This is a genomic window from Bradyrhizobium sp. JR3.5, from assembly GCF_054057015.1.
Map to the genome: position 1 here is coordinate 2502367 of NZ_JBSRYV010000001.1, position 19085 is coordinate 2521451.

19 protein-coding genes are annotated in these 19085 nt (G+C 65.0%); 11 read left to right on the forward strand and 8 right to left on the reverse strand.

Features of this window, described 5'->3' with window-relative positions; all coding sequences use genetic code 11:
* Window positions 1-25 precede the first annotated feature (25 nt).
* From ACVWW1_RS12590 to ACVWW1_RS12600, 3 genes are read right to left on the reverse strand one after another with little or no spacing between them, the layout of a single operon-like run.
* Window positions 26-598 carry a hypothetical protein gene (locus ACVWW1_RS12590; RefSeq protein WP_456655986.1) on the reverse strand — a complete coding sequence of 191 codons (573 nt, stop codon included), beginning with the start codon at window positions 596-598 and terminating at the stop codon, window positions 26-28.
* Window positions 599-607: 9 nt separating this feature from the next.
* Window positions 608-916, reverse strand: a complete 309-nt coding sequence (locus tag ACVWW1_RS12595; RefSeq protein WP_456655987.1) for a hypothetical protein — start codon at window positions 914-916, stop codon at window positions 608-610.
* 14 nt (window positions 917-930) lie between these two features.
* A complete protein-coding gene (locus tag ACVWW1_RS12600) occupies window positions 931-1110 on the reverse strand; it encodes a hypothetical protein (RefSeq protein ID WP_456655988.1) in 180 nt (59 codons plus the stop codon).
* A 275-nt stretch (window positions 1111-1385) separates the two neighbouring features.
* Between ACVWW1_RS12600 and ACVWW1_RS12605 the strand changes: the two genes are divergently transcribed.
* Window positions 1386-2108, forward strand: a complete 723-nt coding sequence (locus ACVWW1_RS12605; protein WP_456655989.1) for a hypothetical protein — start codon at window positions 1386-1388, stop codon at window positions 2106-2108.
* A gap of 199 nt (window positions 2109-2307) precedes the next feature.
* On the opposite strand, the gene aspS is transcribed toward ACVWW1_RS12605, so the two are convergent.
* Window positions 2308-4083, reverse strand: coding sequence for an aspartate--tRNA ligase (gene aspS / locus ACVWW1_RS12610; protein ID WP_456655990.1), 1776 nt, complete (start codon window positions 4081-4083; stop codon window positions 2308-2310).
* A 207-nt stretch (window positions 4084-4290) separates the two neighbouring features.
* Here aspS and ACVWW1_RS12615 point away from each other — a divergent pair, with 207 nt between their 5' ends.
* Window positions 4291-5763 (forward strand): protein adenylyltransferase SelO, encoded by a 1473-nt coding sequence (locus ACVWW1_RS12615; RefSeq protein ID WP_456655991.1) that lies wholly within the window; start codon window positions 4291-4293, stop codon window positions 5761-5763.
* A 115-nt stretch (window positions 5764-5878) separates the two neighbouring features.
* On the opposite strand, the gene ACVWW1_RS12620 is transcribed toward ACVWW1_RS12615, so the two are convergent.
* Window positions 5879-6868, reverse strand: a complete 990-nt coding sequence (locus tag ACVWW1_RS12620) for a zinc-dependent alcohol dehydrogenase family protein (RefSeq protein ID WP_456655992.1) — start codon at window positions 6866-6868, stop codon at window positions 5879-5881.
* A 103-nt stretch (window positions 6869-6971) separates the two neighbouring features.
* On the opposite strand from ACVWW1_RS12620, the gene ACVWW1_RS12625 reads away from it, so the two are divergent.
* The gene (locus tag ACVWW1_RS12625) at window positions 6972-7871 is read left to right on the forward strand and encodes a LysR family transcriptional regulator (protein ID WP_456656664.1); all 900 of its coding nucleotides are present in this window, start codon (window positions 6972-6974) and stop codon (window positions 7869-7871) included.
* 243 nt (window positions 7872-8114) lie between these two features.
* On the opposite strand, the gene ACVWW1_RS12630 is transcribed toward ACVWW1_RS12625, so the two are convergent.
* Window positions 8115-9080 carry an IS110 family RNA-guided transposase gene (locus ACVWW1_RS12630; protein ID WP_456655983.1) on the reverse strand — a complete coding sequence of 322 codons (966 nt, stop codon included), beginning with the start codon at window positions 9078-9080 and terminating at the stop codon, window positions 8115-8117.
* A 788-nt stretch (window positions 9081-9868) separates the two neighbouring features.
* On the opposite strand from ACVWW1_RS12630, the gene chrA reads away from it, so the two are divergent.
* The 6 genes from chrA (at window position 9869) to ACVWW1_RS12660 (ending at window position 15750) form a co-directional block, all read left to right on the forward strand.
* Complete coding sequence (gene chrA / locus ACVWW1_RS12635; protein ID WP_456655993.1) at window positions 9869-11095, forward strand: chromate efflux transporter; 1227 nt, start codon at window positions 9869-9871, stop codon at window positions 11093-11095.
* 112 nt (window positions 11096-11207) lie between these two features.
* Window positions 11208-12281 carry an acyltransferase family protein gene (locus ACVWW1_RS12640; protein ID WP_456655994.1) on the forward strand — a complete coding sequence of 358 codons (1074 nt, stop codon included), beginning with the start codon at window positions 11208-11210 and terminating at the stop codon, window positions 12279-12281.
* Between the two features lie 151 nt (window positions 12282-12432).
* Window positions 12433-12597, forward strand: coding sequence for a hypothetical protein (locus tag ACVWW1_RS12645; RefSeq protein WP_456655995.1), 165 nt, complete (start codon window positions 12433-12435; stop codon window positions 12595-12597).
* A gap of 64 nt (window positions 12598-12661) precedes the next feature.
* The gene (locus ACVWW1_RS12650; protein WP_456655996.1) at window positions 12662-13375 is read left to right on the forward strand and encodes a hemerythrin domain-containing protein; all 714 of its coding nucleotides are present in this window, start codon (window positions 12662-12664) and stop codon (window positions 13373-13375) included.
* 691 nt (window positions 13376-14066) lie between these two features.
* A complete protein-coding gene (gene rnd / locus ACVWW1_RS12655; protein WP_456655997.1) occupies window positions 14067-15215 on the forward strand; it encodes a ribonuclease D in 1149 nt (382 codons plus the stop codon).
* A gap of 331 nt (window positions 15216-15546) precedes the next feature.
* Complete coding sequence (locus ACVWW1_RS12660; RefSeq protein ID WP_021079877.1) at window positions 15547-15750, forward strand: cold-shock protein; 204 nt, start codon at window positions 15547-15549, stop codon at window positions 15748-15750.
* An 89-nt stretch (window positions 15751-15839) separates the two neighbouring features.
* Here ACVWW1_RS12660 and purN read toward each other — a convergent pair whose 3' ends face one another.
* Together purN and purM are read right to left on the reverse strand one after the other, a co-directional pair.
* The gene (gene purN, locus ACVWW1_RS12665; protein WP_207838933.1) at window positions 15840-16490 is read right to left on the reverse strand and encodes a phosphoribosylglycinamide formyltransferase; all 651 of its coding nucleotides are present in this window, start codon (window positions 16488-16490) and stop codon (window positions 15840-15842) included.
* Window positions 16487-17572, reverse strand: a complete 1086-nt coding sequence (purM, locus tag ACVWW1_RS12670) for a phosphoribosylformylglycinamidine cyclo-ligase (RefSeq protein ID WP_176531749.1) — start codon at window positions 17570-17572, stop codon at window positions 16487-16489. The genes purN and purM overlap by 4 nt, the downstream gene beginning before the upstream one ends.
* Window positions 17573-17732: 160 nt before the next feature.
* Between purM and ACVWW1_RS12675 the strand changes: the two genes are divergently transcribed.
* Both ACVWW1_RS12675 and ACVWW1_RS12680 read left to right on the forward strand, forming a co-directional pair.
* A complete protein-coding gene (locus ACVWW1_RS12675; protein WP_092113493.1) occupies window positions 17733-18275 on the forward strand; it encodes a CDP-alcohol phosphatidyltransferase family protein in 543 nt (180 codons plus the stop codon).
* Window positions 18276-18370: 95 nt separating this feature from the next.
* On the forward strand, window positions 18371-19048 hold the full coding sequence (locus ACVWW1_RS12680) for a chromosomal replication initiator DnaA (protein ID WP_456655998.1): 678 nt from the start codon (window positions 18371-18373) through the stop codon (window positions 19046-19048).
* Window positions 19049-19085: the final 37 nt, after the last annotated feature.

Below are 19085 nucleotides of genomic sequence, written 5' to 3' on the forward strand. Positions count from 1 at the left end.
GATGCAACATCGGATACTATCCCCGTCAACAGGCCCGGGCGGGCCGATTCATCGATGCTGCACCTTCCGACCGCCGATTGGCAATTTTTTTCCTTGATGATCCGGAGTTGACCGAATGAAGAAAATTCTGCTCGGCCTGGTCGCCGTCGCAGTCGTCGCGGCCGGCGGCTACTTCGGTTTCGACTTCTATGCCCAGCGCCGGGTCACGCGCGACGTCGAGGCCGCCTTCGAGCAGGTCCGTGCCGCCGGCGCCAAGGCGAGCCACGGCAAGATCACTTTCGACACCAAGAGCCGCACCCTGACGATTTCGGACATCGCCACCGAGTCGGCGACACAGCCCCCGGTCAGCATCAAGATTGCCAGCCTGACGGCGTCGGGCCTCGGCCAGCCGGAAGCGGCACGCGTCTCCGCTGATCGTATCGAGTTCAACGATGTCGAGGTCGGTCTGGCCGGACCGACACCCGCGATCGGCTCCCTCACCTACAAAGCGCCGCGGGTCACGGTGAAGGACTATTCCGGCCCCGCCGGCCTGCCTCAGCTTCCGGCCTCGTCGTCGATCTTCGAACTGTACCGGTTTGGATTCGCCCAGCTTGCGCACATCAGCGCGTCATCGGTGAGCGCGCCTACCTTGACGGGACCGATGACCCTCAGCGCTGTCGCACATGCCGGCGAGGGCGCCAGCGGCGAGTTCGCTTATTCGGGCCTTACCATCGAAAACATGAAGGACGGAAAAATCGCGTCCAGCAAAACCGACAAGGTTGCGTTCACGGTCAACCAGCAGGCGGCCGGCACACCGATAAAGATGACCGGCGACCTCGCCAATATCGTCGCGATCGATATCGACGTCGGCGCGATGGCGGCGATGTTCGATCCCGCCAAGGCCAACGACGACCGGGAGTACCGGATTCAGGGACACGTTTCGGCCGGTCCCTATGTCATCACCGCCAGCCCTGGCATAAGCTTGCGGATCGCCGGCGTGACCATCGACGACGTCAGGATCAACCCGTCACGGATGCAACTGCCGGCGCTGCTGGCGATGATCCCGCCGCCAGGGAGCGCACCGCCGTCTGCGGCCCAGACGCGCGAACTGCTCGAAAAAATCGCCGGCATCTATGCGGGCACCGGCATCGGAAATGCCGAGATGCATGGGCTCTCGCTTGAGACACCGCAGGGCCCGACCAACCTCGCCTCGATGCGCTTCAACTTCGAACACGGCAAGATCGGCGAGCTTGCGGTCGAAGGACTTGATGCACGTGTGCCGAATGGCACCGTCAAGGTCGGACGTTTCGCGCTGAAGTCGCTCGATGTCGCCAGCTCCGTCCGGCTATCGGCACAGTTCGCCGGGCAGAAGCCGTCACCTGAACAGGCGCTGGCGCTGTTCCCCCTTGATCGAGGGCGTCGAGGTCAAGGGTGTCACGTCGCCCTACAAGGCCACCGGCAAGCCGGTCAACATCGACGTCCTCAGCCTCGATTGGGGCCAGTTCGTCGGGACGATCCCGAGCAAGCTGCGGCTGGTCGCGAAGATGGCGGCGCCGCTGGATGCGGCCGATCCGCGGCAACAGGCACTCGTCGCCGCCGGGATCGACCGGATGGCCGTCGACGCCGATCTCGGCGCGGTCTGGACCGAGGCGTCACGCTCGTTCGCGCTCGAGCCGATCAAGCTCGACATGGCGGGCCTGTTGAACGCGTCGGCGAAGGTCTCGCTCGCCAACGTGCCGCGCGAGGCATTCTCGACCAGCGCCGCGGAATCCCTGGGCGCGGTCGCGCAGATCGAGGCCGGCACGATCGAGCTTGCCGTCCACGACCTCGGCGTCATCGATCTCGCCATCGCCCAATACGCGCGCACCCAGAATGTCAGCCGCGACGAGGCGCGCAATGCCGTCCTCGGCAGCATCAAGGCGCAGGGCGAAGCGGTCGGCGGTGGCAATCCTGATGCCGCCGCCCTCATCACCGCGATCAGCCAGTTCATCGAGACGCCGGGGCAGACGCTCGTCATCAAGCTGGCCCCGCGCGCGAAAGCGCCGGTGCTTCAATTGATGCAACTGCTCAAGACCGATCCACAGTCGGCGCTGGCGCAATTCCGGATCGAGGCCTCGACGGGGTTGTGATCGCGGAGCCCTGACCTGCTCTTTTCCCCTCCCCGTTCTTACGGGGCCGATACGAGCGAAGCTCGCTCTTAGAGGGTCAGGGTGAAGGGGCTGCATCCGCAAATTCGAAAGATGAGTTTGCACGGAGAGAGGCCCCTCACCCGGATTGCTTCGCAATCCGACCTCTCCCCGCAAGCGCGGGGCGAGGTGACTTCAAAGGCTACCCCTTCGCCGGCAGGTTGGTGCGTATGTGCAGCTCCTTGAGCTGCTTCGCCGTTGCTTCCGACGGCGCGCCCATCAACAAATCCATGGCCTGCTGGTTCATCGGAAACAGCGAGATCTCGCGCAGGTTGTTGGTGCCGCACAACAGCATCACGATGCGGTCGAGGCCGGCCGCCATGCCGCCATGCGGTGGGGCGCCGTACTGGAACGCGCGGTACATGCCGCCGAAACGGTCGATGACCTCCTGCTCGCCATAGCCCGCGATCTCGAACGCCTTCACCATCGCTTCCGGCTTGTGGTTGCGGATGCCGCCGGAGGCGATCTCGTAGCCGTTGCAGGCGATGTCATACTGGAACGCCTTGATAACAAGCGGATCCTGCGACTTCAGCGCGTCGAGGCCGCCCTGCGGCATCGAGAACGGGTTGTGCGAGAAGTCGACCTTCTTGTTCTCCTCGTCATACTCGTACATCGGGAAGTCGACGATCCAGGCGAGCTCGAACCGGTCCTTGTCGATCAGGTTCAATTCCTCGCCGAGCTTGGTGCGCGCGAGACCTGCGAACTTCCAGAACTTCTCGGGATCGCCGGCGACGAAGAACGCAGCATCACCCTCCTTCAGGCCGAGCTGGTCGCGGATCGCAGCGGTCCGTTCGGGGCCGATGTTGTTCGCAAGCGGACCGGCACCCTCGCCGCCCTCGCGCCACATGATGTAGCCGAGGCCCGGCTGGCCCTCGCCCTGCGCCCACGAGTTCATGCGGTCGCAGAAGGCGCGCGAGCCGCCACCGGCGCCCGGAATGGCCCAGACCTGGTTCTTCGGATCTTCCAGCATTCGAGCGAATACCTTGAAGCCGGAGCCGCGGAAGTGCTCGGAAACCTCCTGCATCACGATCTTGTTGCGCAAATCGGGCTTGTCGGACCCGTACTTCCGCACCGCTTCGGCAAACGGGATCCGCGGCCAGTTCTTGGTCACCGGCTTGCCCTTGGCAAAGTCCTCGAACACACCGGTGATGACAGGCTCCATCGCCGCGAACACGTCGTCCTGAGTGACAAAACTCATCTCGACGTCGAGCTGGTAGAACTCGCCCGGCAGGCGGTCGGCGCGCGGGTCCTCGTCGCGGAAGCACGGCGCGATCTGGAAGTAGCGGTCGAAGCCCGACATCATCAAGAGCTGCTTGTACTGCTGCGGCGCCTGCGGCAGCGCGTAGAACTTGCCGGGATGGATGCGCGAGGGCACCAGGAAGTCGCGCGCGCCTTCCGGCGACGACGCCGTCAGGATCGGGGTCTGGAATTCGAAGAAGCCCTGCTCCTTCATCCGCTTGCGCATGGAATCGACCACCGCGCCGCGGGTCATGATGTTCTGGTGCAGCTTCTCGCGACGCAGGTCGAGGAAGCGGTACTTCAGCCTGATGTCTTCAGGATATTCCTGCTCGCCGAACACCGGCAGCGGCAGCTCGGCCGCCGGGCCAAGCACCTCGATCTCCTTGATGTAGATTTCGATCAGGCCGGTCGGCAGTTCGGGATTGTCGGTGCCGGCGGGACGGCGGCGCACCTTGCCGTCGATCCGTACCACCCACTCCGAGCGGAACTTCTCGACCTCGGCGAACGCCGGCGAGTCCGGGTCGGCCACGCACTGGGTGATGCCGTAATGGTCGCGCAAATCGACGAACAGCACGCCGCCATGGTCTCGGACGCGGTGGACCCAGCCTGACAGCCGGGCCGTCTGGTCGATATCGCTCTCTCGGAGCGCGCCGCATGTGTGTGACCGGTAGCGATGCATATTCGTTCCAAAACTGATGTCGGAGGGTCGAATCGCGACAGGGCCAAAATGCCCTGTCCGAAGTTGCGGAGGGTTTACCCGACGAGGCCGGGTGCGGCAACCAAGGGAACGGGCGGTTTTGCCCCGAAACCGCAGATTTTACGCCGATCCGTCGCCAAGTGGGCGCCGATCGTTTGCCTATTCGGCCCGCAGGCCTATCTTCCCGATATGACCATCCATTTCCCGTTCCAGAACACCTATTCGGCGCTGCCGGCGAACTTTTTCGCCCGCGTCGCGCCGACCCCGGTGGCCGCCCCCCGGCTGATCAAGCTGAACCGGCCGCTCGCGGTCCAGCTCGGGCTGGATCCGGACCTGCTCTCGACGGCGGAGGGCGCCGAAATCCTCGCCGGCAAGCGGCTGCCTGACGGGGCGGACCCGATCGCGATGGCCTATGCCGGCCACCAGTTCGGGCACTTTGTGCCCCAGCTCGGCGATGGCCGCGCCATCCTGCTCGGTGAGGTCATCGACAGAGACGGCGTCCGCCGCGACATTCAGCTCAAGGGAAGTGGCCCCACCCCGTTCTCCCGCCGCGGCGACGGCCGCGCCGCGCTCGGTCCGGTGCTGCGCGAATACATCGTCAGCGAGGCGATGTTCGCGCTGGGCATCCCGACCACCCGCTCGCTCGCCGCCGTCGTCACCGGCGAGCCCGTGATGCGCGAGACCGCGCTGCCGGGCGCGGTGTTGACCCGCGTCGCCGCGAGCCACATCCGCGTCGGCACCTTCCAGTTCTTCGCCGCCCGCGGCGACACCGACGGCGTGCGCGCGCTCGCCGACCATGTCATCGCCAGGCACTATCCCGAGCTGAAGGATGCCGCCCAGCCCTATCATGCGCTGCTCGCCGGCGTCGTGGCACGGCAGGCAAATCTCGTCGCGCGCTGGCTGCTGGTCGGCTTCATCCACGGCGTGATGAACACCGACAACAGCTCGATCTCGGGCGAGACCATCGACTACGGCCCCTGCGCCTTCCTCGACGCTTACAATCCGGCGCAGGTGTTTTCCTCGATCGATGAGATGGGCCGCTATGCCTATGCCAATCAGCCGCGCATCGCGTTGTGGAATCTGACCCGGCTCGCCGAGTGCCTGTTGCCGCTGTTCGATGGCGAACAGGAAAAGGCCATCGAGCAAGCACAGACCATCCTCGGCGAATTCCCCGAAAAATTCACCGCGGCCTATCAGGCCGGACTGCGCGCCAAGGTCGGCCTGTTCACCGCACGCGACGGCGACGAGGCCCTGATCCAGGACCTGCTCGACGCGATGGCCAGGAACGCGGCCGACTTCACGCTGACCTTCCGCCATCTCGGCGAGGCAGCGAGCGGCGACGCCGCCGACGTCCGCGCGCAGTTCACCGATCCGGCAGCATTCGACGAATGGGCTGTCCGTTGGCGCGCGCGCCTTGCGCTGGAACAGCACAGCGCGGCCGAGCGCAAAATCGCGATGGGGGCCGTCAATCCGGCCTTCATCCCACGCAACCACCGGATCGAGGCGGTGATCCAGGCAGCCGTCAACGGCGACGACTACGCGCCGTTCGAGGAGCTGCTGACGGTGCTGGCCAAGCCGTTCGAGGATCAGCCGCAATTCGTGGCCTACGCCGATCCTCCGCTGCCCGAGCAGATGGTGACGCAGACGTTCTGCGGGACGTAAACCACCTTCGTCATTGCGAAGAGCGAAGCGACGAAGCAATCCACCCATTCGCGCATGCGGCCCGATGGATTGCTTCGCTCCGCTCGCAATGACGCGGCCAAGCATCCGCTCCGCCTCACACCGTCACGACGATCTTCCCGAACTGCACGTTCGACTCCAGATACCGGTGCGCCGCGACGATTTCCTCGAACGGAAACGTCCGGGCGATGATCGGCTTCAGCGCGCCGTCTGCGAGCCCGTCGAGGATGAACTCCTTCGCCGCTTCAAGCCGCGCCGGATCCTGGACGATCTCGTGCACACGGTAGCCACGCAGGATCAGGCTCTTGCTCAGCACGGTGAACAGCGGAAACGGCGTCGGCTCCGCGCTGAGCCCGCCATACTCGATCAGGATGCCGCCATGCGCCATCGCTGACGTCAGCGGCATGAAGATGGGGCCGCCGACCGGGTCGAGCACCACGCGAACGCCGTTCGGCCCTGCGATCTGCTCCAGCCTTGATTGCAGGTCTTCCTCCGCAGACGCGATCACATGCGCAGCGCCGGCGTCGCGCAGGGCCTGCGCCTTGGCCGAGGTCCGCGTCACCGCGATCGGGATCGCCCCGATACGATTGGCGATCTGGATCGCGGCCAGCCCGACGCTGCTCGATGCTGCCGTGATGACGATGAACTCCGCACGGGCAAGCTTCGCAATATCGATCAAGGCGCCATACGCCGTGAGGTATTGCATCCACACCGCGGCCGCCGCCTCGAACCCCAGCGCCGGCGGATGCTTGACGACGAGTTCGGCCGGAAACGTCGCGAGCTCGCCATAGGCTGGCCAGCGCGCCATCGAGATCGGCGGCACGATGCTGACGGCATCCCCAAGCACGAAGCCGTCGACCCCCTCGCCGATCGCTTCGACAAGGCCGGCGGCCTCAAGGCCGAGGCCGGACGGCAATGTCGGCGTCTCGATATAGGTCCCCGTGCGCATCAGGGCCTCGGCGCGGTTCAGTCCGAGCGCCTTGATCCGGATCCGGATCTCACCGCGCGCCGGCGGCGCGATCGCCAAGTCCTCGATGCGCAACACCTCGGGACCACCATGTTGATGAAAACGAACCACGCGAGCCATCGGCAACACTCCAAAACAGTTGAGTTGAATGAGCTATGCCAAGGCCAGTTCTGCGGATAAATCATCCCGCAGACTGAACAGTCAAAACTGAGGGTTTCGAATGATGGACCGCCTGACCAGCATGGCCGTGTTTCTCAGGGCGGTCGATCTCGGCTCCTTCGCGGCCGCCGCCGAGGCGCTTGAGATGTCCGGCCCGATGGTCGGCAAGCATGTCCGCTTCCTCGAGGAGCGGCTCGGCGTCCGCCTGATCCACCGCACCACGCGGCGTCAGAGCCTGACCGAGTTCGGGCAGGCCTATTACGAGCGCTGCCGCGCTGTGCTCGCCGAAGCGGAAGCCGCCGACGCGCTCGCTTCCGATCAGCTGTCCGAACCGCGCGGACGGCTCAAGGTGACGATGCCGGCGCTGTTGGGCCGGCATTGCGTCGCGCCGCTGCTGCTCAGACTGGCGCAGAAATATCCTGCCCTGGAGCTCGATCTCTCGTTCGGCGATCCGGTCGCCGATCTGATGGAGGGCGGCTACGACCTTGCGATCAGGACCGGCGATCTCGACGAGCAATCCGGCGTGATCGCGCGGCGCATCGCGCGCCAGCGCATGGTGGTGTGCGGCTCGCGCGCGTATTTGAAGGCCCACGGCAAGCCGCGCACGCTCGACGAGCTCGGCCAGCATCAGGCGATCATCTATCGCCGCCTGGGACGCGCGCGCCCATGGCTGTTCCCGCGCGACAGCCAGCCGCCGCGCGAGGTGTGGCCGGCCGGGCGGCTCAGGCTCGACGATCTCGAGGCCATCGCCGACGCCGCGGCACGCGGCATGGGGCTGGCGTGGCTGCCCTCCTGGCTGGTGCGCGAACGCCTCGAGCGCGGCACGCTGGTCCGCGTTCTCGGCAATGAAGGGGAACTTCTCTACGATTGCCACGCGCGGTGGCTGCCGACGCCGCGACTGCCGCTGAAGGTCCGGCTTGCGGTGGACGCGCTTGCAGCCGCGCTGCCGAAGCTCGTGGCGTAGCGCTGCGCGTGCCGCTCGCACAGCTCCCGTAGCAACCATTAGCGTTTCCGATTGTGTGCGATTGAATTGCCCGATCGCCGTTGAGACTGACGCCGTGCTCGCGGCCATCAAGGCGTGGCCTGGCGAGAGTGGGGATGTGGCGGCATTTGAGCGACGGCCATCCTTGACGGCCGCTGTGCGCGGCGTCCTCGTGACGGCAGGTCGGGACGAAGAAACGGTGCCCCGATCGAACAAAGAAACGCTTCAGCTTGCCGGAGCGACGACTGGCAAGTGAGCTTGCCAAGGGATCGCTCGAGCCACCACGGTGTTGATGAAGATGAGCAGCTTCCTGGCGCAGGCGATCAGGGCACGCTTGTGGCCTTTGCCGGCGGCGATCAATCGTTTGTACAGGGCGATGAGCTGCGGATTCCAGCGAAAGGACGCCGCCAGCGCCGCAGCGTAGAGCGCCTGGCGCAGACGCTTGCGTCCACCGTCGATGTGACGAGCGCCGATGTGTTCGCCGCTGTCGTCGTCATACGGCGCTAGGCCCGCAAGTGCTGCAGCCTGCTCGCGGCTGACCTGGCCGATCTCGGGCATCCGGACCAGGACGGCGACCGCAGTCGGCAGCCCGGCCCCACCGACGCTGTGGATCAGGTCGAGCCGGGCGGCGAGATCGTGTTGCTCGCGGATCGCCGCCACCAGAGCCTTGAACTCAACCCGTTCGCGCTTGGCCAGACGAGCGATGTCGTCTTTCCATAGCTTTTGGATACGCGCGTCGCGACAGCTCTCGAGCCGGTTCTTGAATCGCGCGATATCTTCTCCGATCTGATCAATCAGCGTCAGATGTCCGGCCAAGGGCGGTAATCTGGCGTCGGGTGCCGGGTGGATCTTCTTGACCGCAGCGGTGCAGGCGGCGATCAGCGCGGCATCGATCCGATCGTTCTTGGCGCGCTGCCCGCGGTATTTGGCATAGGCACGCACCTGCGCCGGCTGGAACACCACGACGACAAACCGCTTGCGCCGCAGCTCGACGACGACCGGCTGCTCATAGCCACCACTCGCCTCGATCCCAACCCGCCTGACCTTGTGGCGCCCAAGCCACTCCAACAGCGTCTTGTAACCATCCGCCGTGTTCTCCACCTGCAGCTGGTCCGAGCCGTCGGCGAGCGCCACGTCGAGCTTCCGTTTGCCGATATCGATTCCGGCACAGATTGTGATACGCTTGGCCATCTTCCTCGACCCTCCCTTGTGATGCGAACCTAGAGTTCGTTCAACCATGCGGGTCCCGATGAAGTGCCGATCGCGATCTTGCTACGAACGACAGCCCTCAAGGCTTCGATGGGTATCGATCCGATCGATCAGCGGCCCAGCCCGGGCGGCCACCCGAGCTGGGCCATTCCTCTCGGAACGAGGCCAGTCTAATCCAGCGCGCTAATACAAGGATGGGTAGAGCGCAGCGAAACCCATCGATCTCACACGCGGACGGAATGATGGGTTTCGCTTCGCTCTACCCATCCTACGGAATCCGCTGCACAGTACGCATGACGCCCGTCGTGAGCGTTAACTCACCCTCCACCATGCCGGGAGGCTCGCGGCGGTAACCATAAGGCTTAACAGCGCGTCAACGCTCCCCCAACAAGTCTAACTGTTTCTGATGGGGAGAATGGCCCGTGGACGCATTTGCATTCGAATTCATGGGACTGGCGATGATCGCGCTGTGTCTCGTCGTGCTGGCGATGCCCGCGGCGCGGCGGCCGTCGAGGAACATGCGCTACGAGTGACGCGCCGGCGTCGAAACTGGCACCCGCCACTTCATGCGCGCGTTCTCTACCGGGTGAGGCCAGGATGACCTCGAATGTCATCCTCGTCTTCACCGTCGTTTCGGTGGTTACCCTCAGGGATGATCTTGCATTGGCCCGATAATTTTGGCGCGATAATACCGCGCCTGGGCGTCATCGAATGGCGATATGCTTGCCCTGATGAGTCCTGGCGCGGGACGCAAGTCAGGGAATTGACGCTTGAACGACACCGACGTCCAGCAGCCCCACACACCGCCCTCCACCGCCAGCGCTGCGCACCCGCCGCTCGAGGTGCTGTTCATTTTCCTCAAGCTCGGCGTGACCTGCTTCGGCGGCCCGATCGCGCATATCGGTTATTTCCGCGATGAATTCGTCACCCGCAGGCGCTGGCTTGACGAGCAGGCCTATGCGGATCTGGTCGCGCTCTGCCAATTCCTGCCCGGCCCGGCGAGCAGCCAGGTCGGCTTTTCGCTCGGCCTGATGCGCGCAGGCTATCTGGGCGCACTGGCGGCCTGGACCGGCTTCACGCTGCCCTCGGCGATCGCGCTGGTGCTGTTCGCCTTCGGAGCCGGCGGTTTGAGCGGCCCGGCCGGCGCAGGGCTGGTGCACGGCCTCAAGCTGGTCGCGGTGGCGATCGTAGCCCAGGCGGTCTGGGGCATGGCTCGCTCGCTTTGTCCCGACCGCGCGCGCGCATCGATTGCGACGGTCGCGGCACTCGTCATCCTCACGAGCTCCTCGTCGATCGCGCAGATCGGCGCCATCGTCCTCGGCGCTATCGCCGGGCTGTGGTTCTGCCGGGAGGCGCAACCGGCCAACGGCGTCACCCACATCGCGATGCCGGTGTCGCGCCGCGTTGGTGTGGCGGCGCTGATCCTGTTCCTTGCCTTGCTGGCCGGGCTGCCTCTCCTCGCCCGCGCATGGCCCGGCCTCGGCCTGTTCGAAGCCTTCTACCGCTCCGGCGCGCTGGTGTTCGGCGGCGGCCACGTCGTGCTGCCGCTGCTGCGCGAAGCGGTGGTGACGCCGGGCTGGATCGGCGACGACGCGTTCCTGACCGGCTACGGCGCCGCGCAGGCCGTGCCGGGCCCGCTGTTCACCTTCGCCGCCTATCTCGGCGCCGTAATCGGCGGCGTACCGGGCGCGGTCACAGGCCTCCTCGGCATCTTCATTCCGGGACTTCTCATCCTGCTCGCGGCGCTGCCGTTCTGGGATAGCTTCCGCAAACGGCCGGCGGCGCAGGCGATGATGCGCGGCGTCAACGCCGCCGTGGTCGGCATCCTCGGTGCCGCGCTCTACGATCCGGTCTGGACCAGCAGCGTGCAGCGTCCGCTCGATTTCGGCATCGCGCTGGCCGGCTTCGTCCTGCTCACGGCATGGCGCGCGCCACCGCTCGTGGTGGTCCTCCTCAGCGCGGCTGCCGGCATCACCACGAGCCTCCTGCAATCGTGAACAGCCGCCCAGGCGTTCGGCCGGCCGGATTAAGAACGCCTTCATGCCTCGCCGCCATGATTGGGCGCGTATGCCGAGCCTAGCCAAACAACCGGATCCGACCCGGGTTCCCGTGCTGGACCTGCTGCGGCTCGCCGCTGTCGGGGCCGTGATCCTGTACCATTACGGTTTCTGGGGCACCGCATCGCACGGCGCTCAGAAGGTGGCGATGCCGTACCTCGCCCCGGTCGCCCAGTACGGCTTCCTCGGCGTCCCCGTGTTCTTCGCGATCAGCGGCTTCGTCATTGCCTATTCGGCCGAAGGCCGCACGCCGGTCGGTTTCGCGATCGCCCGCTTCAGCCGGATCTATCCGACCTTCGTCATCTGCATGACGCTGACCTTCCTCACCACGCTGCTGCTGGGCCAGGCGTATTTCCACGTGACGTGGGGGCAATGGCTGGCAAACCTGCTCATCGCGGCGCCGATGCTCGGTCAGCCCTACATGGACGATGCCTACTGGTCGCTGGTGATCGAGGTGGTGTTCTACGTCTGGGTCGCGCTGTTTCTGGCCTGGGGTATTTTTCCGCGAAAGATCGACACGATCATCCTGGCGTGGATCGCCATCACCTTCGCCAACGAGCTGACGCTGGACGTTCCGCTGTTCGAGAAGCTGTTCATGGCCGACGACAGCGGCTTCTTCGCTGTCGGGTTGCTGATCTACGAACATTACCGGGGACGGCGCGACATGCGGCTCTACAGCCTGCTGACGCTGGCGATGGGCACGGCGACGTTCCAGGCCGTGCACAAGCTGGAGCGGCTCGGCGTCCACACCCACGGCGACTTCGATCCCCGTGTCGTCACGTTGATCTGCGTCGTCTCGCTCGGCGTCGTGTTCGCCGCCACCCGCATCAAGTCGGTGCCGCTGCCGGCCGGCTTCGTCAGGGCTGTCGGCGGCATCACCTATCCGCTCTATCTGCTGCATTTGCAGCTCGGCTACGTGATCCTGCTCCTGATGACGCCAAAGCCGGATGCACTCTCGACCGCGCTTGTCGTGACGGGCATGGTGCTGCTGGCATGGTTCGTCTGGCGCTTCCTCGAAAGTAACGCGCATTACCTCGTCCGGGACAAGCTCACGATGCTGGCTTCGCGGTACGGATGGCCGTCGCGCCTCGGCCGCCCCGGCAATGCCTTGCTCACGGACGGTTGATCCGGGCCGATTTGTTGGAACGTCGCTATCAGCCGATCGTTGATCGCCATCTCACCGGGGTCTTTCACAGTCCGGCAGAGCTCTCCCCGGAGCAACCAGACTCGACAGGGCAAGTGCGACAGATCGTGATCCGTGCCATCATACGCAGAAGATGCAGAAGGCGCTCAACGACATCCGCGCCCACCTGCGCGAAGACATTGAGAAAGTGGATGAACCGCAGTTAAAGGCGATGTTTGAAACATCTGCGGAGGTTCTTGGCGGCCTTGAGAAGGCATTCAAGGACTACGAACAGAGGAACGAAAAAGCCTGGCGTTGACGGGCTCCGACGATTACCGGACAGTCCGCGCCTCTGCAGCCGGAGTGCCATCATGGAAGTCGTTATGCCAAGCAAGCGTCGCCTGCTTCTGCTCGGAGGAGCGCTGGCGACCGTTGCGGCGCCCGCCGTTCTCGTCAGGCCGGCCTTCGCCGAAAGGAGAGAGAGCCACGACAAGCTGAAGGCTGCGGGGAAAAAGGAAGAGGATGTCACTCCGCCCGAAGACTTGATGCGCGAGCACGGCGTACTCGATCGCGTTCTCCTGCTCTACGAAGCGGCGATCCGAAAGCTATCGTCGAACGAAGACTTCAACCCCGCATTGGTCACCCAGTCGGCCGGGATCATTCGCGATTTCATCAACAACTATCACGAGAAATCGGAGGAGGAGCATGTCTTCCCGCGCTTCAAGAAGGCCGGGAAGATGACGGAATTGGTCGACACTTTGCTGCGCCAGCACGCAGCCGGCCGCAAGGTCACGGAGACGATCCTGCGGCTCGCGCCGTCAGGTCGGAGCAATGCCGACGATCGCCGGCAGCTGATCGGCTCCATGCAATCCTTCATCACGATGTACCGGCCGCATGCGGCGCGGGAGGACACCGATCTCTTCCCGAAACTGAAGGATGTGGTCTCGCCGCACGAGTACGACGCGATGGGTGAGGACTTCGAGAAGAAGGAGCACGAGCTGTTCGGCGAGGACGGCTTCGAGAAGATGGCCGCCCGCGTCGCTCAACTGGAGCAGCAGATGGGCATCCACGATCTCGACCAGTTCACTCCGCACTGATTGCTGGTCTCCGCTACTAAGCGCTGTGACCAGCGATTGCTTGCCCATCCTGCGTAGAACACAGCCTCGGCGCTGTTCGGGATGGTCTGCGCGAACCAGCGGTCCACATCCGGCGAGGTCTGGGTCGTTGGCTGATCGCGATAGCTAAGCTGGCCATAGGCGCCCCGCATCGCCATCGTCGCCTTCTCGAGGGCCTGACGAGGATACAGGGCTGCAGCCAGGCGGAGACAAAGCTCGTCGAGATCGCCCCCCTGTGTCTCGGCCGGAATAGCCGGCACAACGCTTCAGCATTGCGCGCGACGCTGGGGCCACAGCCCTCTTCAACAACACGACCCTGTGGTTATGGGTCCCTTGCTTTCGCAGGGACGGCGATCGGGATGCAGGCCGCGTCACACATTCGGTGTCGTCCTGGCGAAAGCCAGGACCCATTACCCCCAATGCCGCCCATGGCCGCACGAGGCCGGGGCCGCGATCCCCCGACCAACGAATCTCGGTGGCTATGGGTCCTGGCTTTCGCCAGGACGACGGATGGATTCGTGGTGCAACCGGGCCGAAAACGCCCGCGAATCGCGCCCAATCAATTCAAAAACGCCCTGTCCCTCACCCCGCGCAGGGCCAAAATCCCTGCAAGACCCTTGACATAGCTGCCCTTTCGGCAGAACGCGTGGTGTCAAGCCGTCATGGACTGTTCATGGATCTGATTAGCACGACCCCCGACCTCGCCGCCGCCTGCGACCGGCTCGCCAAACACAAGGTCATCACCGTCGACACCGAGTTCCTGCGGGAGACGACCTACTATCCGCTGCTCTGCGTCGTGCAGATGGCGAGCGCGGATGAAGCCGTCGTGGTCGACGCGCTGGCGCCCGGCATCGACCTCAAGCCGTTCTTCGATCTGATGTCGAACGAGGCCGTGCTGAAGGTGTTTCATGCCGCGCGGCAGGACATCGAAATCGTCTGGCACCTCTCCGGCACGATCCCGCATCCAATCTTCGATACCCAGGTCGCGGCCATGGTGCTCGGCTATGGCGACAGCATCGCCTATGACCAGCTCGTCGATCGCGTCACCGGTCACCGCCCCGACAAGACCCACCGCTTCACCGACTGGTCGCGCCGCCCGCTGACCGACGAGCAACTGCATTACGCCGTCTCCGACGTCACCCATCTGCGCGAGGTGTTCGCGGCGCTCGATGCCGACTTGAGGAAGCGCGACCGCAGCGACTGGGTCAGCGAGGAGATGGAGATCCTGACCTCGCCGAAGACCTACGACTTCCATCCCGAGCGCGCCTGGGAGCGGCTCAAGACCCGCGTGCGCAAGCCGCGCGAACTCGCGGTGCTGATCGAGGTTGCGGCCTGGCGCGAGCAGGAGGCGCAGAGCCGCGACGTGCCGCGCTCGCGCGTGCTCAAGGACGATGCGGTCGGCGATATCGCCACCCATGCGCCGACGTCGCTGGAGAAGCTCGGCAATCTCCGTTCGCTGCCGAAGGGTTTCGAGCGCTCGAAATGGGGTGCCGACATCATCGCCGCGGTGCAGCGCGGGCTCGCCCGCGACCAGGCCACGCTCCCCAAGCTGGAAAAGCCGAGAAACAATTCCAACGGTGCGGCGACCGTCGAGCTGTTGAAGGTGCTGCTGCGCATGACCTCGGAGCGCCACGGCGTCGCCAGCAAGGTGATCGCCACCGTCGACGACCTCGAACAGATCGCGGCCAGCGATGAGGCCGAAGTCGGCGCCCTGCACGGCTGGCGGCGCGAACTGTTCGGCGAGGCGGCGCTCAAGCTCAAGCACGGCCAGCTCGCGCTTGCGATCGACAAGGGCCGCGTGGTGCGGGTGGATCGGGGTTAGCAAACGAAGTTCCGGCGCCTTCGACCGTCGGCCAGTGGCCGAACGCGCCGCGCCGGAGCTCAGCCGGCACAGGCTGAGGTTGCGTTACGCAAAACCAGCGCGCTTGCTAAGGCGCGGATTTCGTGTTGCAATCCCTTCACAATCGGATTGCGGCCGTTCGACTGTGCGTTTCACGACGTTGATAGCCAAGGCTTCGAGAGGCGAAACTTCGGACTTGAAGACCTTGGATATAGAGACCCGGGAATTGAACAGACAGCGGAAAGCCCGCTTGTGGCGTGGCACGTGGAAAACGTGGCCGCGTCTTTTTTATGTCTAGACTGGGAGAGAGACGATGCCGAAGGGTACCGTCAAATGGTTCAACCCGACCAAAGGTTACGGGTTCATCAAGCCGGCCGTCGGCGACAAGGACGTGTTCGTCCACATCTCGGCGGTCGAACGCGCAGGTCTCAGCACATTGAACGAGAACCAGACCGTCGAGTACGAGCTGGTGGAGAACCGCGGCAAGGCGTCGGCAGAGAACCTCAAGGTTCACTGAACGCCGCTGCTGGCGGAATTCATCTTGACGCCTCCCCCGGCCGCATCACCCGGGGGATTGTTCTCGGTGATCTCTCGTGCAATCGCGCGCTAAGGCGCCGGCGCGATCAGCGTGCTGTCGGTTGCCGCGCTGCCTTGCGTCCTGCAGACGTCGCCTTCGAGCTTGAGCCGGCCGCTCGCCAGAAGCCGAAGCGCCTCCGGATAGATGCGATGTTCGATGGTGATCACGCGTGCGGCGAGCGTCTCCGGCGTGTCGTCGTCCGCCACGGTGACCGCACCCTGCATCACGATCGGTCCCGCGTCGGTCTCCGGGATCACGAAATGTACCGTCGCGCCGGACAGCTTGACCCCTGCACGCAAGGCTTGGCCGTGCGGATCGAGGCCGGGAAAGCAGGGCAGCAGCGACGGATGGATGTTGAGCATCCGCCCGTACCAGTGCCGGACGAATTCGGCCGTGAACAGCCGCATGAAGCCGCCGAGGCAGATCAGCTCGACCTGCTTGTCGTCGAGCGCCCGCTGCAGCGCCGCCTCAAATCCCGCGCGGTCCTTGCCGAACGGCTTGCTCTCGATGACGACGGTCGGAATCCCGCTCGCGGCCGCCTTCTCGAGCCCGGGAGCGTTGGCGCGGTTGGAGATCACGGCGACGATCTCGGCCGGAAAATCCGCAGCCTTCGCAGCCTCGATCAGCGCGGCCATGTTGGAGCCGCGGCCGGAAATCAGGATGGCTGTGCGGCGCTTCATCGCGAGAGATCGAGATGACCGTGATAGACCACGCGATGCTCGTGCTCATGCGCCCCCTTGGCCTCGATCACCTCACCCAGCAGCGTTACGGTCTCGCCGCCGGCGGTGAACGCCTCGGTCACCGCATCGACCGCATCGGCCTTGACGATCGCGATCATGCCGATGCCGCAGTTGAAGGTGCGCAGCAGCTCGAGCTCGGCGATGCCGCCCTGCTCGGCCAGCCATTTGAACACCGGCAGTACCGGCAGCCGCGCCAGATCGATGCCGACGCCGAGATGCTTCGGCAGTACGCGCGGAATGTTGTCGGTGAAGCCGCCGCCGGTGATGTGGGCGAGCCCCTTCACTGCGCCGGTCTCACGGATCGCGCGCAGGCAGGATTTCACATAGAGCCTGGTCGGCGTCAGCAGCGCCGCACCGAGCGTCATGACCGGAGCGAACGGCGCCGGCGCATCATAGCCAACGCCGGATTGCTCGACGATCTTGCGCACCAGCGAATAGCCGTTGGAGTGCACGCCGGAGGACGCCAGGCCGATCACGGCGTCGCCCGCCGCGATATCGCCCGTCGGCAGCAGGGTGCCGCGCTCGGCCGCACCGACCGCAAAGCCGCCGAGGTCGTAGTCGCCATCCTTGTAGAGGCCGGGCATCTCGGCGGTCTCGCCGCCGATCAGCGCGCAGCCGGATTCGCGGCAGCCCTCGGCAATCCCCGCGACGATCTGCGCCGTGGCCTCCGGGTGGAGCTTGCCGCAGGCGAAATAGTCGAGGAAGAACAGCGGTTCCGCGCCCTGCACCACGAGGTCGTTGACGGACATCGCGACCAGGTCGATGCCGATGCCGTTGTGGATACCTGTCTCGATCGCGATCTTCAGCTTCGTGCCGACGCCATCGGTCGCGGCCACCAGGACCGGATCCTTGAAGCCGGCGGCCTTGAGGTCGAACAGCCCGCCGAATCCGCCGATCTCGGCGTCCGCGCCGGGCCGTGCGGTGGCCCGCACCATCGGCTTGATCAGATCGACCAGACGATTGCCGGCGTCGATATCGACACCCGAATCCGCGTAAGTGAGCCCGTTTTTGCGCTCGGTCATGCCCAATTCCAGATGATAATGGGCTGGTTACGAGGAATTCCGCCCCCGCGCAATGGCTCGCGGCGATGCGGCCGCGATACTATGTAGATAACACCCGGCCGCCCCGCAAAAGAGCCGGATATCGAGTAAAATCAGGCTTCTAGCCGGGAAGCGATTCAAGTTGAGCATTCCGAATATCATCACTCTCGGCCGCATCATCCTGGTGCCGGTGATCGTCTGGGCCATCGTCTCGAGCCAGATGGAGATCGCGTTTGCGATCTTCGTGATCGCCGGCGTTTCGGACGCGGTCGACGGTTTCCTCGCCAAGCGCTTCAACATGGCGAGCGAGCTCGGCGCCCTGCTCGACCCGCTCGCCGACAAGGCGCTGCTGGTGTCGATCTATGTCGCGCTGGGAATCTGGGGCGCGGTGCCGCGCTGGATCGTGATTCTCGTGGTGTCGCGCGACATCATGATCGTCTCCGCCGTGATTGTGTCATGGTTGTTCGACAAGCCGGTCGAGATGAAGCCGTTGATGGTGTCGAAGCTGAACACGGTGGCACAGGTCGCGTTCGCGGCTTTGGTGCTGGCCTCGCTCGGCTTCGGCTTTCAGCCGCACCCCTACGACCTGATCCTGATGGGTCTGGTCACGATCTTTACTTTGGGTTCGGTGTCCCTCTATCTCGTGGAGTGGGTGCGGCACATGAGCACGATCGAGGCTCGGTAGCGCACGATCCGGAAAAGTGGAAACCGGCTTTCCCGCGACAAACGCCAAGCGTTTGCGCAGGGATCATGCTAAAATAACCTGGTTTGGAGATTTGCGTGGCCGGTAGCGTTCAACCTCGTCAATTGGCTTTGGCCCTACCGCACGAGGAGAAGCTGACCCGCGACGATTTCCTCGAGGGGCCCGCCAATGAGGCGGCGCTGGCGCTGATCGACGGCTGGCCCGACTGGCCGAACCGAATCATGCTGCTGGTGGGGTCCGAAGGCTCCGGCAAAAGCCACCTCGCCGCGATCTGGGCCGAGATCGCCGGCGCACGCTCGACCGCGGCGCATGCCCTGACCGCCGACACGGTGCCGATGGCGCTTGCGACCGGCGCGCTGGTGGTCGAGGACCTGAGGCCGTCGGATTTCGACGAGCGCGCGATGTTCCATCTGATGAATCTCGCCCGCCAGGACGATGCCTTCGTGCTGATCACGGCGCGCGTGCCGCCGTCGGCGTTCGAGATCGAGCTGCGCGATCTGCGCTCGCGGCTCCGCGCGGTGCCGATAGTGACGTTGCTGCCGCCCGACGACCAGCTGTTCCGCGGCCTGATCGTCAAGTTCTGCGCCGACCGTCAGATGAGCGTGGACGAGCCGCTCGTCAGCTACCTGACCAACCGGATCGAGCGGTCCTATACCGCCGTCCGCCAGGCGGTCGAGCTGCTCGACACCGAGGCGCTCCGGCTCGTCCGGCCGGTGACCCGGGCGCTGGCGGCCGAGCTGTTGCGCGATGCCTGAGCAGTCCCGCGGCTTGACGGCGCAGGCCGGCGGAACA

Coding starts and splice junctions, on each gene's coding strand:
- aspS (WP_456655990.1), bottom strand. CDS start 4,083: ATGCATCGCTACCGGTCACACACATGCGGCGCGCTCCGAGAGAGCGAT.
- ACVWW1_RS12625 (WP_456656664.1), top strand. CDS start 6,972: ATGGACCGCCTGACCAGCATGGCCGTGTTTCTCAGGGCGGTCGATCTC.
- ACVWW1_RS12645 (WP_456655995.1), top strand. CDS start 12,433: ATGCAGAAGGCGCTCAACGACATCCGCGCCCACCTGCGCGAAGACATT.
- ACVWW1_RS12630 (WP_456655983.1), bottom strand. CDS start 9,080: ATGGCCAAGCGTATCACAATCTGTGCCGGAATCGATATCGGCAAACGG.
- ACVWW1_RS12620 (WP_456655992.1), bottom strand. CDS start 6,868: ATGGCTCGCGTGGTTCGTTTTCATCAACATGGTGGTCCCGAGGTGTTG.
- ACVWW1_RS12615 (WP_456655991.1), top strand. CDS start 4,291: ATGACCATCCATTTCCCGTTCCAGAACACCTATTCGGCGCTGCCGGCG.
- ACVWW1_RS12650 (WP_456655996.1), top strand. CDS start 12,662: ATGCCAAGCAAGCGTCGCCTGCTTCTGCTCGGAGGAGCGCTGGCGACC.
- ACVWW1_RS12660 (WP_021079877.1), top strand. CDS start 15,547: ATGCCGAAGGGTACCGTCAAATGGTTCAACCCGACCAAAGGTTACGGG.
- rnd (WP_456655997.1), top strand. CDS start 14,067: ATGGATCTGATTAGCACGACCCCCGACCTCGCCGCCGCCTGCGACCGG.
- purN (WP_207838933.1), bottom strand. CDS start 16,490: ATGAAGCGCCGCACAGCCATCCTGATTTCCGGCCGCGGCTCCAACATG.
- ACVWW1_RS12600 (WP_456655988.1), bottom strand. CDS start 1,110: ATGCCGGCGATTTTTTCGAGCAGTTCGCGCGTCTGGGCCGCAGACGGC.
- purM (WP_176531749.1), bottom strand. CDS start 17,572: ATGACCGAGCGCAAAAACGGGCTCACTTACGCGGATTCGGGTGTCGAT.